This is a genomic window from Kitasatospora sp. NPDC096204 (assembly GCF_044763205.1).
Lineage (GTDB): Bacteria > Actinomycetota > Actinomycetes > Streptomycetales > Streptomycetaceae > Kitasatospora.
On sequence record NZ_JBIWFT010000012.1, the window covers coordinates 196,152 to 212,321 of the forward strand.

General features: G+C 71.6%; 13 protein-coding genes. All 13 read left to right on the forward strand.

Annotation, left to right across the window (positions count from 1 at the left end):
* Positions 1-10 precede the first annotated feature (10 nt).
* On the forward strand, positions 11-850 hold the full coding sequence (gene nuoE / locus ACIQ87_RS16095; RefSeq protein ID WP_402406502.1) for an NADH-quinone oxidoreductase subunit NuoE: 840 nt from the start codon (positions 11-13) through the stop codon (positions 848-850).
* The gene (nuoF, locus tag ACIQ87_RS16100; protein ID WP_402406467.1) at positions 850-2,211 is read left to right on the forward strand and encodes an NADH-quinone oxidoreductase subunit NuoF; all 1,362 of its coding nucleotides are present in this window, start codon (positions 850-852) and stop codon (positions 2,209-2,211) included. Before nuoE ends, nuoF begins: the two co-directional genes overlap by 1 nt.
* The gene (locus ACIQ87_RS16105) at positions 2,208-4,853 is read left to right on the forward strand and encodes an NADH-quinone oxidoreductase subunit G (protein ID WP_402406470.1); all 2,646 of its coding nucleotides are present in this window, start codon (positions 2,208-2,210) and stop codon (positions 4,851-4,853) included. The genes nuoF and ACIQ87_RS16105 overlap by 4 nt, the downstream gene beginning before the upstream one ends.
* Entirely contained in the window at positions 4,850-6,178 is a 1,329-nt protein-coding gene (gene nuoH, locus ACIQ87_RS16110) for an NADH-quinone oxidoreductase subunit NuoH (protein ID WP_402406472.1), read from the forward strand. The genes ACIQ87_RS16105 and nuoH overlap by 4 nt, the downstream gene beginning before the upstream one ends.
* Positions 6,179-6,184: 6 nt before the next feature.
* Positions 6,185-6,793, forward strand: coding sequence for an NADH-quinone oxidoreductase subunit NuoI (gene nuoI / locus ACIQ87_RS16115; RefSeq protein WP_402406474.1), 609 nt, complete (start codon positions 6,185-6,187; stop codon positions 6,791-6,793).
* A complete protein-coding gene (locus ACIQ87_RS16120; RefSeq protein WP_402406504.1) occupies positions 6,793-7,761 on the forward strand; it encodes an NADH-quinone oxidoreductase subunit J in 969 nt (322 codons plus the stop codon). The genes nuoI and ACIQ87_RS16120 overlap by 1 nt, the downstream gene beginning before the upstream one ends.
* Entirely contained in the window at positions 7,758-8,057 is a 300-nt protein-coding gene (nuoK, locus tag ACIQ87_RS16125) for an NADH-quinone oxidoreductase subunit NuoK (protein ID WP_195911268.1), read from the forward strand. The genes ACIQ87_RS16120 and nuoK overlap by 4 nt, the downstream gene beginning before the upstream one ends.
* A gap of 14 nt (positions 8,058-8,071) precedes the next feature.
* Positions 8,072-9,991, forward strand: coding sequence for an NADH-quinone oxidoreductase subunit L (gene nuoL / locus ACIQ87_RS16130; RefSeq protein ID WP_402406477.1), 1,920 nt, complete (start codon positions 8,072-8,074; stop codon positions 9,989-9,991).
* A gap of 34 nt (positions 9,992-10,025) precedes the next feature.
* Complete coding sequence (locus ACIQ87_RS16135) at positions 10,026-11,645, forward strand: NADH-quinone oxidoreductase subunit M (RefSeq protein WP_402406478.1); 1,620 nt, start codon at positions 10,026-10,028, stop codon at positions 11,643-11,645.
* Positions 11,642-13,279 (forward strand): NADH-quinone oxidoreductase subunit NuoN, encoded by a 1,638-nt coding sequence (gene nuoN / locus ACIQ87_RS16140; protein WP_402406480.1) that lies wholly within the window; start codon positions 11,642-11,644, stop codon positions 13,277-13,279. The genes ACIQ87_RS16135 and nuoN overlap by 4 nt, the downstream gene beginning before the upstream one ends.
* A 311-nt stretch (positions 13,280-13,590) precedes the next feature.
* On the forward strand, positions 13,591-14,601 hold the full coding sequence (locus ACIQ87_RS16145; RefSeq protein ID WP_402406483.1) for a polyprenyl synthetase family protein: 1,011 nt from the start codon (positions 13,591-13,593) through the stop codon (positions 14,599-14,601).
* 115 nt (positions 14,602-14,716) lie between these two features.
* Positions 14,717-15,379 (forward strand): LuxR C-terminal-related transcriptional regulator, encoded by a 663-nt coding sequence (locus ACIQ87_RS16150; RefSeq protein ID WP_402406484.1) that lies wholly within the window; start codon positions 14,717-14,719, stop codon positions 15,377-15,379.
* A 375-nt stretch (positions 15,380-15,754) separates the two neighbouring features.
* The coding region (locus ACIQ87_RS16155) for a 2-oxoacid:acceptor oxidoreductase family protein (protein ID WP_402406507.1) at positions 15,755-16,170 on the forward strand (416 nt) is incomplete at its 3' end.

Consider the following 16,170-nt stretch of genomic DNA (forward strand, 5'->3'; position numbering starts at 1 on the left):
CGAACTGGGACTGCCGGCGCTGCCGGCCGCACCGTACCCAGAGGAGGTGCGCGCCCGGCTGGCCGCCGACGCCGCCGAGCTGATCGCCCGCTACCCGCAGCCCCGTTCGGCGCTGCTGCCGCTGCTGCACCTGGTGCAGGCCGAGGAGGGCTTCGTCAGCCCGACCGGGATCCGCTACTGCGCCGAGCAGCTGGACCTCACCACCGCCGAGGTCACCGCGGTCGCGACCTTCTACACCATGTACCGGCGCCGCCCGGCCGGGAAGTACCACGTGGGGGTCTGCACCAACACCCTGTGCGCGGTGCTCGGCGGCGACCAGATCTTCGCCGAGCTCCAGGAGCACCTGGGCATCCGCAACAACGAGACCACCGAGGACGGCGAGCTCTCGATCGAGCACATCGAGTGCAACGCGGCCTGCGACTACGCGCCCGTGGTGATGGTCAACTGGGAGTTCTTCGACAACCAGACGCCGGAGAGCGCCCGGCAGCTGGTCGACGACCTGCGCGCCGGCCGCGAGGTCAGGCCCACCCGCGGCGCCCGGCTGTGCGGCTTCAAGGAGACCGCCCGGATCCTGGCCGGCTTCCCCGACGAGCGCCCGGGCGCCAACGACGAGTCCGGCGCCGGCGGCGCGCCCTCCCTGGCCGGCCTGCGGCTGGCCCGCGGCGAGGCCCTGCCCGGCACCCCCGGCACCAAGGTGGTCTCCCCCCGCCCCGAGTCGCCCCGCCGGGCAGCCAACGGCCAGCCCGCCACCGGCCAACCGGGCGACGGCCAGCCCGCCAACGGCCAACCGGTCAACGGTCAACCGACCAGCGGCCAGCCGACCAACGGCCAGGAAGGGAGCGAGGCGTGATGACCTCCGCCGAGCCGGCCGAGAAGCTGCTCACCCCGGTCCTGTCCGACTCCTGGGACGACGGCCGCCCCTGGACGCTCGACACCTACCGCCGCCACCACGGCTACGAGGGCCTCAAGGCGGCCCTCGCCATGCCACCGGACGACGTGATCGCCCTGGTCAAGGACGCCGGCCTGCGCGGCCGCGGCGGCGCCGGCTTCCCCACCGGCATGAAGTGGCAGTTCATCCCGCAGAACGACGGCAAGCCGCACTACCTGGTGGTCAACGCCGACGAGTCCGAGCCGGGCACCTGCAAGGACATCCCGCTGCTGTTCGCCAACCCGCACGCGCTGATCGAGGGCATGATCATCGCCTCCTACGCGATCCGCTGCGACCACGCCTTCATCTACCTGCGCGGCGAGGTCGTCCCGGTGCTGCGCCGACTGCACGCGGCCGTCGCCGAGGCGTACGGGGCGGGGCTGCTGGGCCGGAACATCCTCGGCTCCGGCACCGACCTCGACATCACCGTGCACGCCGGCGCCGGCGCCTACATCTGCGGCGAGGAGACGGCGCTGCTGGACTCCCTGGAGGGCCGCCGCGGCCAGCCCAGGCTGCGGCCCCCGTTCCCGGCGATCGCCGGCCTGTACGCCTGTCCGACGGTGGTCAACAACGTCGAGTCGATCGCCTCGGTGCCGCCGATCCTGTCCCGCGGCAAGGAGTGGTTCAAGGCGCTGGGGACCGAGAAGTCCCCCGGCTTCACGCTCTACTCGCTCTCCGGCCACGTCACCAACCCCGGCCAGTACGAGGCCCCGCTCGGCATCACGCTGCGCCAGCTGCTCGACCTCAGCGGCGGCATCCGCCCCGGGCACCGGCTGAAGTTCTGGACCCCGGGCGGCTCCTCCACCCCGATGTTCACCGACGAGCACCTCGACGTCCCGCTGGACTACGAGGGCGTCGGGGCGGCCGGCTCGATGCTCGGCACCAAGGCGCTCCAGGTCTTCGACGAGACCACCTGCGTGGTGCGGGCGGTCACCCGCTGGACGGAGTTCTACGCCCACGAGTCCTGCGGCAAGTGCACCCCCTGCCGCGAGGGCACCTACTGGCTGGTCCAGCTGCTCAAGCGGATCGAGGCGGGCGAGGGCGTCGACGGGGACCTGGAGAAGCTCCTCGACATCGCCGACAACATCAACGGCAAGTCCTTCTGCGCGCTGGGCGACGGCGCGGCCAGCCCGATCGTCTCCTCGCTCCAGCACTTCCGGGCCGAGTACGAGCAGCACCTGGCCGAGCGCCGCTGCCCGTTCGACCCGGCCGCCTCCACCGTCTGGGCCGACGGCCCCCGCCCCGGCCACCAGTCCGCCACCGAAAGGGAGGTGCACGCGTGACGATCACAGAGCCAACCGCCTCCGAGACCGCGGTCGAACTGGTCACGCTCACCATCGACGGCGTCGAAGTGCGGGTCCCCAAGGGAACGTTGGTGATCCGGGCCGCCGAGACCATCGGCACCCAGATCCCGCGCTTCTGCGACCACCCGCTGCTCGACCCGGCCGGTGCCTGCCGCCAGTGCATCGTCGAGATCGAGGGCCAGCGCAAGCCGGTCGCCTCCTGCACCATCCCGGTGGCCGAGGGCATGGTGGTGCGCACCCAGCTCAGCTCGCCGGTGGCCGAGAAGGCCCAGCGCGGCGTGATGGAGCTGCTGCTGATCAACCACCCGCTGGACTGCCCGGTCTGCGACAAGGGCGGCGAGTGCCCGCTGCAGAACCAGGCGATGACCAGCGGCGCCGCCGACTCCCGCTTCGAGGGCATGAAGCGCACCTACGAGAAGCCGGTGCCGATCAGCAGCCAGGTGCTGCTGGACCGCGAGCGCTGTGTGCTGTGCGCGCGCTGCACCCGCTTCTCGCAGCAGATCGCCGGGGACCCGTTCATCGACCTGGTGGAGCGCGGGGCGCTGCAGCAGGTCGGCACCGGCGAGGGCGACGACTTCGAGTCGTACTTCTCCGGGAACACCATCCAGATCTGCCCGGTGGGCGCGCTGACCTCGGCGGCGTACCGGTTCCGCTCGCGCCCCTTCGACCTGGTCTCCTCGCCGAGCGTGTGCGAGCACTGCGCCTCGGGCTGCGCGCAGCGCACCGACCACCGGCGCGGCAAGGTGCTGCGCCGGCTGGCGGGCGAGGACCCGGCGGTGAACGAGGAGTGGAACTGCGACAAGGGCCGGTTCGCCTTCCGCTACGCCCAGCAGCGCGACCGGCTGACCACCCCGCTGGTGCGGGTGGACGGCGAACTGGTGCCGGCCTCCTGGCCGGAGGCGCTGGCCCGGGCGGCCGAGGGGCTGCGCGGGGTCCGGGCCGGGGTGCTGGCCGGCGGCCGGGTGACGGTCGAGGACGCCTACGCGTACGGGAAGTTCGCGCGGGTGGCCCTGGGTACCAACGACGTGGACTTCCGGGCCCGCCCGCACAGCGGTGAGGAGGCGGAGTTCCTGGCCGCCGCGGTGGCCGGGCGGGGCGTCGACCTGGACGGCGCCGGGCCGGCCTACGAGGACCTCGACCGGGCGCCGGCGGTGCTGCTGGCGGGCTTCGAGCCGGAGGAGGAGTCGCCGATCGTCTTCCTGCGGCTGCGCAAGGCGACCAGGGCGGCGGGCCTGAAGGTGTTCTCGGTGGCCGCGTTCGGCTCCCGGGGTCTGGCCAAGCTGCACGGCGCGCTGCTGCCGGCCGCCCCCGGCACCGAGCCGGAGTGGTTCGCGGCGCTGGCGGCGGACGAGCCGCTGAACGACGAGGCGGGCCGGGCGGCCGAGCTGCTGCGCACGCCGGGTGCGGTGATCCTGGCGGGCGAGCGGCTGGCCGCCGTCCCGGGCGCACTGACCGCGGTGCTGAGGCTGGCGCACGCGACCGGCGCGAAGCTCGCCTGGGTGCCGCGCCGGGCCGGTGAGCGCGGGGCCGTCGAGGCGGGTGCGCTGCCGGGCCTGCTGCCCGGCGGCCGTCCGGTGGCGGACGCGGCGGCCCGGGCGGAGGCGGCCGCGGTGTGGGGCGGGGCAGAGCCGCCGTCCCGGCCGGGCCGTGACACCGACGGGATCCTGGCGGCGGTCGTGGCCGGCGAGTTGGAGGCGTTGGTGGTCGGCGGGGTGGACCCGGACGACCTGCCGGATCCGGCGCTGGCCGACGAGGCGTTGGCGGCGGTGCCGTTCCTGGTGTCGCTGGAGCTGCGGCCCTCGGCGGTGACGGCGCGCGCCGACGTGGTGCTGCCGGTGGCGGCGGTGGCGGAGAAGGCCGGCACCTTCCTGGACTGGGAGGGCCGGGTGCGGATGTTCGAGTCCGCGCTCAAGCCGGACCAGCAGATGGGCCGTCACCTCCAGTCGGACCTGCGGGTGCTGAGCATGCTGGCCGACGCCCTGGGGCACCGGCTGGGCCTGCCGGACGTCCGGGCGGCCCGGCTGGAGCTGGACCGTTTCACCCCCTGGGAGGGTGAGCGCGCGGCCGATCCGGCGGCGCACCCGGGCGTGCTGCCCCGGCCGGCCGCCGGCCAGGCGGTGCTGGCGGGTTGGCGCCTGCTGCTGGACAACGGCGTGCTGCAGCAGGGGGACCCGAACCTGGCGGGCACCCGGCACCGGGCGGTGGCGCGGATCTCGGCGGAGACGGCCAAGGAAGTCGGCGCCGAGGCGGCCGCCGCGCTGCGGCTGACCGGCCCGGCCGGATCACTGACCCTGCCGCTGGAGGTCACCGACTCGATCCCGGACCGCACGGTCTGGATCCCGCTCGACTCCACGCCGGGCGGCGCCCGCCGCGCGCTCGGCACCACCGTCGGCCACCTGGTCACGATCACCGCGGCCGAACCCGACTCCGAACCCGACTCCGAACCCGAACCCGAACCGGAGACGGAACCCGCGGCCGAACCCGCAGCCGAGCACGAGACCGAATCCGCGGCCGAACCCGCAGCCGAGACCGAACCCGAATCCGAGCCGACGACACAGGCCCGGGCGGCGAAGGCCCAGGAGACCGCGGACCACACCGCCGGCGAAGGGGAGGACCGATGACTTCGCAGCCGTACGAGACGCTCCACTTCTTCGGGCAGGACCCGTGGTGGCTGGTGCTGCTGAAGGCCGTGTTCTGCTTCGCCTTCCTGGTCCTGACGGTGCTGATCGCGATCGTCTGGGAGCGCAAGGTGGTGGCCTGGATGCAGCTGCGCATCGGGCCCAACCGGCACGGCCCGTGGGGCCTGCTGCAGTCGCTGGCGGACGGCGTGAAGCTGGCGCTGAAGGAAGACCTGGTGGTCAAGGGCTCGGACAAGGTGGTCTACATCCTGGCCCCGATCGTCTGCGCCATCCCCGCGTTCATGGCCTTCGCGGTGATCCCGTTCGGCCCGGCCGGCAACGAGGTGTCGATCTTCGGCACCCGCACGCCGCTGCAGCTGACGGACTTCCCGGTGGCGCTGCTGTACATCCTGGCGACGGCCTCGGTGGGCATCTACGGCATCGTGCTGGCCGGCTGGTCCTCGGGTTCGACGTACCCGCTGCTGGGCGGGCTGCGCTCGTCCGCGCAGATGATCAGCTATGAGATCGCGATGGGTCTGTCCTTCGCGGCGGTCTTCATCTACTCCGGCTCGATGTCGACCTCGGAGATCGTGGCGCACCAGCAACCGACCTGGTTCGCGGCGCTGCTGCCGGTCTCGTTCATCGTCTACGTCATCGCGATGGTCGGCGAGACCAACCGGGCGCCGTTCGACCTCCCGGAGGCCGAGGGCGAGCTGGTCGGCGGCTTCAACACCGAGTACTCCTCGCTCAAGTTCGCGATGTTCATGCTGGCCGAGTACGTGAACATGGTGACGGTCTCGGCGGTGGCCTCGACCCTCTTCCTGGGCGGCTGGCGGGCCCCGTGGCCGGTGTCGACCTTCTGGGAGGGCGCCAACCACGGCTGGTGGCCGATGCTGTGGATCACGCTGAAGATCCAGCTGCTGCTGTTCTTCTTCATCTGGCTGCGCGGCACGCTGCCCCGGTTCCGCTACGACCAGTTCATGAAGCTGGGCTGGAAGGTGCTGATCCCGGTCTCGCTGGTGTGGCTGGTGCTGATCGCGAGCGTGCGGGCGCTGCGCAACGAGGGCTACGGCTTCGGTCAGGTGGTGCTGTACGTCGGCGCCCCGGTCGGGGTGCTGTTGCTGCTGGCGCTGCTGCGGGACTTCATGCGGAAGCAGCCGGAGGTCGAGGAGGCGCCCCCCAAGGGCGAGTTCGATCCGATGGCGGGCGGCTACCCGGTCCCGCCGATGCCCGGCCAGGTGCTCCCGCCGGTGCCGCGCCGGCGCAGTCGCGCCCCGAAGCAACTCCAGGACGCCCTCAACGGGGCCGACCATTCCGAAGGGAGCTGAACCGAGATGTCCGACCAGTCCGATCGTGCGGGCCGCCCCGAGCGGGCCGACCGTCCGTCGATCCTCGGCCCGGCCGCCGGCTTCGGCGTGACCTTCAAGGCCATGTTCAAGAAGCGGCTCACCGAGCAGTACCCGGAGCAGAAGAAGCCCACCGCTCCGCGCTTCCACGGCCGCCACCAGCTGAACCGGCACCCGGACGGCCTGGAGAAGTGCGTCGGCTGCGAACTGTGCGCGTGGGCCTGCCCGGCCGACGCGATCTACGTGGAGGGCGCGGACAACCGGGACGAGGAGCGCTACTCCCCGGGCGAGCGCTACGGCGCGGTGTACCAGATCAACTACGCCCGCTGCATCCTGTGCGGGCTGTGCATCGAGGCCTGCCCGACCAGGGCGCTGACCATGACCAACGAGTACGAGCTGGCCGACTCCTCCCGGCGGGACCTCATCTTCACCAAGGAGCAGCTGCTGGTGGGCCTGTCCGAGGGCATGGTCGACACCCCGCACGCGATCTTCCCGGGCACCGACGAGGGCGCGTACTACCGGGGCGAGGTCACCGCGGCGGCGCCGGGGACGGTCCAGCAGGAGCGCACCGACCGGGACAAGGAGGTGCGGCAGTGATCGCGCGGTTGGCGGAGGCGACCGGGACGACCTCGACGGGTGAGGCCTTCCAGTTCTGGGTGCTCGCGGTGGTCGCGGTCGGCGGTGCGCTCGGCATGGTGCTGATGCGCAAGGCCGTGCACAGCGCGCTCTGCCTGGCGGCCACCATGCTGGCGCTGGCGGTCTGTTACATGGCCCAGGGCGCGGTGTTCCTGGGCGTGGTGCAGATCGTGGTCTACACCGGCGCGATCATGATGCTGTTCCTGTTCGTGGTGATGCTGGTCGGCGTCACCAGCGAGGACTCCCTGAAGGAGCAGCTGAAGGGCCAGCGGTTCGCCGCGGCCCTGTGCGGCCTGGGCTTCGGCGTGCTGCTGATCGCCGGGATCGCCAACGCGAAGCTGAACCACTTCACCGGGCTGTCCGAGGCGAACGCCGAGGGCAACGTGCCGGGCCTGGCCCGGCTGATCTTCACCCGGTACGTGTGGGCCTTCGAGGTCACCGGCGCGTTGCTGATCACCGCGTCGATCGGCGCGATGGTGCTGACCCACCGGGAGCACGTGAAGGCGCCGAAGACGCAGCGCGAGCTGGCGGCGCAGCGGATCAGGGACAACATCCAGGTGCCGCCGATGCCGGCGCCGGGCGTGTACGCGCGGCACAACGCGGTGGACGTCCCGGCGCTGCTGCCGGACGGCACGGTCGCCGAGGACTCGGTGATGGCGACGCTGCGCGAGCGCGGCCAGGTCCGGGACGTCAGCCAGGCGATGCTGCAGCGGATGGCGGAGCTGGAGAACACCACGGCGGACTGGCTGGGCCGTCCGTCCTCGGAGCGGCCGGCGGTGGCGTCCCCGCGCAAGTCGCTGGAGCCGGTGCCCGCGAACGGCGGGACCGCGAACGGCGGTCCGGCGAACGGCGAGCGGGCCGCGGCGAACGGCGAGCCGGTGGCGGCGAACAACGTGAAGCATCCGGCCGGCGAGGAGGGCACGGAGTGAACCCGGTCAACTACCTCTACCTGTCGGCCCTGTTGTTCACCATCGGCGCGGCCGGGGTGCTGATCCGGCGCAACGCGATCGTGCTGTTCATGTGCGTGGAGCTGATGCTGAACGCCTCGAACCTCGCCCTGGTGACGTTCTCCCGGCTGCACGGGACCCTGGACGGTCAGATCATCGCGTTCTTCACGATGGTGGTCGCGGCGGCCGAGGTCGTGGTGGGCCTCGCCATCATCGTCTCCATCTTCCGGACCAGGCACTCCGCTTCGGTCGACGACAGCAACCTGATGAAGCTGTAGGCGGAGGGCCTTCGGTGAACTCTCTCATTCCGCTGCTGGTGGCGGCTCCACTGGCGGGCGCCGCCCTGCTGCTGCTCGGCGGCCGGGCTCTGGACCGGTACGGCCACTGGCTGGCCACCGCACTCGCGGCGCTCTCGTTCGGCTTCGGTCTGGCCCTGTTCTCGGACATGCTCGGCCGTGACGCCGAGCACCGGGCGGTCGGCGTGCACCTGTTCAGCTGGATCCCGGTGAACGGCTTCCAGGCCGACGCCTCCTTCCTGCTCGACCAGCTGTCGATGACCTTCGTCCTACTGATCACCGGCGTCGGTACGCTGATCCACCTCTACTCGGTCGGCTACATGGCGCACGACGAGCGCCGGCGCCGCTTCTTCGCCTACCTGAACCTGTTCCTGGCCGCCATGCTGCTGCTGGTGGTCGCGGACAACTACCTTCTGCTGTACTTCGGTTGGGAGGGCGTGGGCCTGGCCTCGTACCTCCTGATCGGCTTCTGGCAGCACAAGCCGAGCGCGGCGACGGCGGCGAAGAAGGCCTTCATCGTCAACCGGGTCGGCGACGTCGGCCTGTCCGTCGCGATCATGCTCATGTTCGCCGAGTTCGGCTCCTTCGCCTTCGGCCCGGTCTTCGGCGGTGCGCACGAGGCGAGCGAGGGCAAGCTGACGGCGATCGGCCTGATGCTGCTGCTGGCGGCCTGCGGCAAGTCGGCGCAGGTGCCGCTGCAGTCCTGGCTGGGGGACGCGATGGAGGGCCCGACCCCGGTGTCGGCGCTGATCCACGCGGCCACCATGGTGACCGCCGGCGTCTACCTGATCACCCGCTCCTCGGCGATCTTCGACCTGGCGCCGGACGCGCAGACCGCCGTGGTGGTGGTCGGCGCGGTGACGCTGCTGTTCGGTGCGATCGTCGGTTGTGCCAAGGACGACATCAAGAAGGCGCTGGCCGGCTCGACCATGTCGCAGATCGGCTACATGGTGCTGGCGGCCGGGCTCGGCCCGATCGGCTACGCCTTCGCGATCATGCACCTGGTGACCCACGGCTTCTTCAAGGCCGGGCTGTTCCTCGGCGCCGGGTCGGTCATGCACGGCATGAACGACGAGGTGAACATGCGCCACTACGGCGGCCTGCGCAAGTACATGCCGGTCACCTTCGTCACCTTCGGCCTCGGCTACCTGGCGATCATCGGCTTCCCCGGCCTGTCCGGCTTCTTCTCCAAGGACAAGATCATCGAGGCGGCCTTCGCCAAGGGCGGCACCGAGGGCTGGATCCTCGGGCTGTGCGCGCTGGTCGGCGCGGCCGTCACCGCGTTCTACATGACCCGGGTGATGGTGCTGACCTTCTTCGGGGAGAAGCGCTGGCAGCCCACTGACGACACCAGCGGCTCCGCCGCGGGCGAGGGCAACACCCCGCACCCGCACGAGTCGCCCCGGACGATGACCGTCCCGATGGTCCTGCTGGCCTTCGGCTCGGTCTTCGCGGGCGGGCTGTTCGCCTTCCACGACTCCTTCCTGAGGTGGCTGGAGCCGGTCACCGGGTACGAGGAGGGCGACTCCCCGCTCGCCCCGCTGACCGTCACCCTGCTGACCACGGCCTGCATGCTGGCCGGCGTCGGCCTCGCGTACCTGATGTACGGGCGCTCGCCGGTCCCGGTGGTGCCGCCGGTCGGCTCCCCGCTCACCCGGGCCGCCCGCCGCGACCTGCTGCAGGACGACTTCAACCACGCGGTGCTGGTGCGGCCGGGCTCGGCGCTCGCCGCGGCGCTGGTGTTCTTCGACAGCCGCGGCCTGGACGGCGTGGTCAACGGCCTGGCCGCCGGGATCGGCGGGCTCTCCGGCCGGCTGCGGCGGATCCAGAACGGCTTCGTCCGCTCGTACGCGCTCTCCATGTTCGGCGGCACGCTGGTGCTGGTCGCCACGACTCTCCTGATGAGGTCCACGTGATGACTCGTCCTGATATCCGTTGGGGGGAGCGGGCATGAGCGTCCTTCTGACCGCCACCTGCGCCGTCCCGGCGGCCGGCGCGGTGCTGACGGCCGCGCTGCCCGCCGGGTCCTCCGAGAGCCGGCGCAGGACCACCAAGGCCGTCGCGCTGGGCGTCTCCGTCGTCACCCTGGCGCTGGCCGCCGTGGTGGCGACCCGGTTCGACCCGCACGGCACCCGCTTCCAGCTGAACGAGTCGTACAGCTGGATCCGCTCCTTCGGCATCAACTTCTCGCTCGGCGTGGACGGCATCGGAGCCGTGCTCGCCCTGCTCACCGCCGTGCTCGTGCCGCTGGTGATCCTCGCCTCCTGGCACGACGCCGACCCGGGGCCGGCCGGGCCCGACGGCAGCTTCGAGAACAGGCGCCGCACCCAGGGCTTCTTCGCCCTGATCCTCGCGGTGGAGGCGATGGTGGTCGTCTCCTTCTACGCCACCGACGTCTTCGTGTTCTACGTGTTCTTCGAAGCCATGCTGATCCCGATGTACTTCCTGATCGGCGGCTTCGGGGACCGCGCGGGCGGCCCCGATTCGGCGCGCCAGCGCTCCTACGCGGCCGTGAAGTTCCTGCTCTACAACCTGCTCGGCGGCCTGGTGATGCTGGCCGCGGTGATCGGCCTGTACGTGATCGCGCAGGACCAGGGCTTCGGTACCTTCGACCTGCCGACGCTGACCTCCGCGATCGCGGACGGCCGGCTCCAGCTGACCGGCACCGCCGAGAAGGCGCTGTTCCTGGGCTTCTTCTTCGCCTTCGCGGTGAAGGCCCCGCTGTGGCCGCTGCACACCTGGCTGCCGAACGCGATGGGCGAGTCCACCGCCGGCACCGCGGTGCTGATCACCGCCGTGGTGGACAAGGTCGGCACCTTCGCGATGCTGCGTTTCTGCCTCGGGCTGTTCCCGGACGCCTCGAAGACCTTCGCCCCGGCGATCCTGGTCCTCGCGCTGGTCGGGATCGTCTACGGCGCGCTGCTGGCGGTCGGCCAGAAGGACATCAAGCGCCTGGTGGCGTACGCCTCGATCTCGCACTTCGGCTTCATCATCATGGGTGTCTTCGCCCTGACCAGTCAGGGCCAGAGCGGCGCCACCCTCTACATGGTCAACCACGGCCTGTCCACGGCGGCGTGGATGCTGGTCGCCGGGTTCCTGATCTCCCGTCGCGGCTCGCGGCTGATCGCCGACTACGGCGGAGTGCAGAAGGTCGCCCCGGTGCTCGCCGGGACGTTCCTGATCGGCAGCCTGGCGACCCTGTCGCTGCCCGGGCTCGCCCCGTTCGTCAGCGAGTTCCTGGTGCTGGTGGGCACCTTCACCCGATACCCGGCGATCGGCATCGTGGCCACCTTCGGCATCGTGCTGGCCGCGCTGTACGCCCTGCTGCTCTACCAGCGCACCATGACCGGCCCGGTGAAGGACGACGTGCGCACCATGCCCGACCTCAAGCTCCGCGAACTCGCCGTGGTCGGCCCGTTGGTGGCGCTGACCATCCTGCTCGGCGTCTACCCCAAGCCGCTCACCGACCTGGTCAACCCCTCGGTGAACGCGACGCTCTCGCAGATCCACCAGACCGACCCGGCGCCGGCCCACCCGGTCGCCGCCACCTCAGGAGGTGAGCAGAAGTGAGCGCCACCGCAGTGCTCGCCGCCGCCGGCGGAAACACCGCCAGCATCCCGGCGCCGCACATCGAGTACGGGCAGCTGTCCCCGATGCTCGTGGTGTTCGCTGCCGCCGTGACCGGCGTCCTGGTGGAGGCCTTCGTACCCCGCCGGTACCGGCACTGGACCCAGGTGACGCTCGCCCTGGCCGGACTGGGCGGCGCCTTCGTCGCCGTGGTGGTGCTGGCCGTGCAGAGCCACGGCTTCACCCGGATCGACCTGCTGGCCATGGAGACGGTCGCGATGGACGGCCCGGCGCTGTTCCTCCAGGGCGTGATCCTGCTGGCCTCGGTGGTCGCGGTGCTCACCTACGCCGAGCGGAGGCTGGAGCCCAAGGCCGGCGGCCTGCCCGCCGACGCTTTCGCCGCCCAGGCCGCCGCCACCCCCGGCGGCGAGCAGGAGCGGGCCGCGGTCCGGGCCGGCTTCGCCACCAGCGAGGTCTTCCCGCTCACCATGTTCGCGGTCGGCGGCATGCTGCTGTTCCCCGCCGCCAACGACCTGCTGACCATGTTCGTGGCGCTGGAGGTCTTCTCGCTGCCGCTGTACCTGCTGTGCGCGCTGGCCCGGCGCCGCCGGCTGCTCTCCCAGGAGGCGGCGGTCAAGTACTTCCTGCTCGGTGCCTTCGCCTCGGCCTTCTTCCTGTTCGGCACGGCGCTGCTGTACGGCTACGCGGGCAGCGTGAAGCTCGGCGACATCGGGGACGTCATCTCCGGCAAGGCGATGACCACCCCCGCGCAGCTGAGCACCACCCAGAGCGACGCGCTGGTGCTGACCGGCCTGGCGATGCTGGCGGTCGGCCTGCTGTTCAAGGTCGCCGCGGTGCCCTTCCACTCCTGGACCCCGGACGTCTACCAGGGCGCGCCGACCCCGGTGACGGGCTTCATGGCGGCGGCCACCAAGGTCGCGGCCTTCGGGGCCTTCCTACGGCTGTTCTACGTGGCCTTCCCCGGTCTGCGGCTGGACTGGCGGCCGGTCATGTGGGGCGTGGCGATCCTCACCATGGTGGTGGGCGCGGTGCTCGCGGTCACCCAGCAGGACGTCAAGCGCCTGCTGGCGTACTCCTCGATCGCGCACGCCGGGTTCATCCTGACCGGCGTGATCGCCGTCAACAAGCAGGGCATCTCCTCGGTGCTGTTCTACCTGTTGGCGTACGCCTTCGTGACGCTCGGCGCGTTCGCGGTGGTCACCCTGGTGCGCGACTCCAAGGGCGAGGCGACCCACCTGTCCAGCTGGGCCGGGCTGGGGCGGCGCTCGCCGCTGGTGGCGGCGGTGTTCGCGCTGTTCCTGCTGGCCTTCGCCGGAATTCCGCTGACCTCCGGGTTCACCGGGAAGTTCGCGGTCTTCCAGGCCGCGGCCAGCGGGGGGGCGATGCCCCTGGTGGTCGTCGGTGTGCTGAGCTCGGCGGTGGCCGCGTTCTTCTACATCCGGGTCATCGTGCTGATGTTCTTCTCGGACCCGCAGCCCGGGGGCCCCACGGTGGCGATCCCCAGCGCCTTCACGGCGACCGCGATCGGGGTGGGGGTGCTGGTCACGCTGGGTCTCGGGCTGCTGCCCCAGTACTTCCTCGACCTAGCGTCCAAGGCCTCGCTGTTCGTGCGCTGACCTTCACCTCCCCCGCCTCCGACCAGGGCCCCGTCCGGGCCGCGCCCAGTTCGCGCGGCCCGGACGGGTCTTTGTCGGGTACGGGGGCCGGGGGAGTTCCGGGAGCTCTCCCACCTTTATTTCCAGCCGAATTCGCCCCCACCGCCGTCCGGCCCGCACAGCCGCCCTGACCAGGGCATCAGGCCCGATCATGACAGGATCCGCACGCCCGTGCAGTGATCCACTCGCGACCGGATACCCTGCCTGTATGGCCAGCGGCGGCACTCAGGGACCAGGCCGCTAGATCGACCAGGGACAGAGGAGTGGTCTTCGTGACCGTCGTGGAACCCTTCGGGCTCAGCGTGCAGGACCGCGACCTGACCCGGGACGTCCAGGCCGGACTGGACGCGGTGGAGGCGGCGCTCGGTGAGGCCGTCAAGAGCGACGTCCCCTTCATCACCGTCACCGCCAGTCACCTCCTCGAGGCCGGCGGCAAGCGCTTCCGTCCGCTGCTCCTGCTGCTGGCGGCCCAGTTCGGCGACCCGGGGGCGCCCGGCGTGGTGCCCGCCGCCGTGGTGGTCGAGCTGACCCACCTGGCCACGCTGTACCACGACGACGTCATGGACGAGGCGCCGGTGCGCCGGGGCGCCCCGAGCGCCAACTCCCGCTGGGACAACTCGGTCGCGATCCTCACCGGCGACTTCCTGTTCTCCCGCGCCTCCCAGGTGCTCTCCGACCTCGGCCCGGAGGCCGTGCGGATGCAGGCCGAGGCCTTCGAGCGGCTGGTCACCGGCCAGATCCTGGAGACCCGCGGCCCCGGCCAGGACATGGACCCGCTGCTGCACTACCTGGACGTCCTGGAGGGCAAGACCGGCTCGCTGATCGCCGTCTCCTGCCGGATAGGAGCGCTGATGGCCGGTGCCGAGCGCGAGCTGGTGGACACCCTCGGCGAGTTCGGCGAGCGGATCGGCATCGCCTTCCAGCTGGCCGACGACGTGCTCGACATCGCCAGCGACGGCCACGAGTCCGGCAAGACCCCCGGCACCGACCTGCGCGAGGGCGTGCCGACCCTGCCGACCCTGCTGCTGCAGCAGATGCCCGCCGACCCGGCCGACCCGGACGACGCCCGGCTGCGCGAACTGCTCGACCAGGACCTCTCCGACGACGACCTGCACGCCGAGGCGCTGCGCCTGCTGCGCGCCCACCCCGCGCTGCAGCGTGCCCGCGCCGAGACCCTGCGCCGGGCCGAGGAGGCCCGGGCGCTGCTCGCCCCGCTGCCGGACTGCGCGGCGAAGGCCGCCCTGGAGGGCCTCTGCGACGCGGTGGCGATCCGCACCATGTGAGCCCCGACCGGGGCCGCGCCGGCCCGGCCGCGATGTGGCCGGGCCCGCCCCCTCGGCGCGTCCGGGGATGGGGGAGACTGACTCCCGTCAGCCCACGCCTGCCGGGAAGGTCGTTATGCGTCGCGTCGTCATCGCCGAGGACTCCGTACTGCTGCGGGAGGGACTGACCCGGCTGCTCACCGATCGCGGCCTGGAGGTCGTGGCCGGGGTCGGGGACGGCGACGCCCTGGTGAAGACCATCCACGACCTGGCCGCGGCCGACGCCCTGCCGGACGTGGTGGTCTCCGACGTGCGGATGCCCCCGAGCCACACCGACGAGGGCCTGCGCGCCTGCGTGGAGCTGCGCGGCCGCTACCCGCAGCTGGGCGTGCTGGTGCTGTCGCAGTTCGTGGAGGAGCGCTACGCCTCCGAGTTGCTGGCCGGCTCCACCCGGGGCGTCGGCTACCTGCTCAAGGACCGGGTCGCCGAGGTGCGCGAGTTCGCCGACGCGGTGGTCCGGGTCGCCGAGGGCGGCACCGCGCTGGACCCCGAGGTGGTGCAGCAGCTCCTCAGCCGCAGTCGCAAGGGCGATGTTCTGGCCAATCTCACGCCGCGCGAGCGCGAGGTGCTCGGGCTGATGGCGGAGGGCCGCACCAACGCCGCGGTGGCCAGGCAGCTGGTGGTCTCGGACGGCGCGGTGGAGAAGCACGTCAGCAACATCTTCCTCAAGCTGGGCCTGGCTCAGAGCTCCGAGGACCACCGCCGGGTGCTGGCCGTGCTCACCTACCTCAACTCCTGACACCCGCCTCGTTGAGCGCATCTCGGCCAAGGTTCGCCAGGTGGCTCGCGCCCGCCCGCCGGAGCCGGAATGATCTCCGGCAGGCGGGTGTTGACGCTTGTGTGCTGTGTTGCCGCGGGCCGGTGAATTAACTGCCGTGGCTCCGGCCGCCGTCGAGTCGGCCCGCATAGGATGCGAGAGGTGCACCAGGCGGACGGGGCACGGGGCCGCGCCCGCGGTGGTGCGCCCACGAGGAGGTCCGCGGCAGTGACCAGTCAGGTCGATCAGTCAGAGGCAGTGGACGGTCCGGACGGCGACGAGGCCCGCGCCGGGAGCGGCGGTGTCCGCTCGGGTTCGGCCGCTCCCGCGGGACCGCCGGCCACGGGCGGCCCTCCCGTGAAGCCGGGCAAGCCGATCCGCAGACTCGATCGGGTGATCATTCGTTTCGCCGGTGATTCCGGTGACGGTATGCAGTTGACCGGTGACCGTTTCACGTCGGAGACGGCGTCGTTCGGTAACGACCTGTCGACGTTGCCGAACTTCCCGGCGGAGATCCGGGCGCCTGCCGGGACTCTTCCGGGTGTGTCGTCGTTCCAGTTGCACTTCGCGGATCATGACATCCTGACGCCGGGTGACGCGCCGAACGTGCTGGTCGCGATGAACCCGGCGGCGTTGAAGGCGAACCTGCCGGACCTGCCGCGTGGTGCCGAGATCATCGTGAACACCGACGAGTTCACCAAGCGCGCGCTGGCGAAGGTCGGGTACGCGGCGGATCCGCTGGGCGATGGTTCGCTGGACGGTTTCCATCTGCA

Coding starts and splice junctions, on each gene's coding strand:
- nuoF (WP_402406467.1), top strand. CDS start 850: ATGACCTCCGCCGAGCCGGCCGAGAAGCTGCTCACCCCGGTCCTGTCC.
- nuoH (WP_402406472.1), top strand. CDS start 4,850: ATGACTTCGCAGCCGTACGAGACGCTCCACTTCTTCGGGCAGGACCCG.
- nuoI (WP_402406474.1), top strand. CDS start 6,185: ATGTCCGACCAGTCCGATCGTGCGGGCCGCCCCGAGCGGGCCGACCGT.
- ACIQ87_RS16135 (WP_402406478.1), top strand. CDS start 10,026: ATGAGCGTCCTTCTGACCGCCACCTGCGCCGTCCCGGCGGCCGGCGCG.
- ACIQ87_RS16150 (WP_402406484.1), top strand. CDS start 14,717: ATGCGTCGCGTCGTCATCGCCGAGGACTCCGTACTGCTGCGGGAGGGA.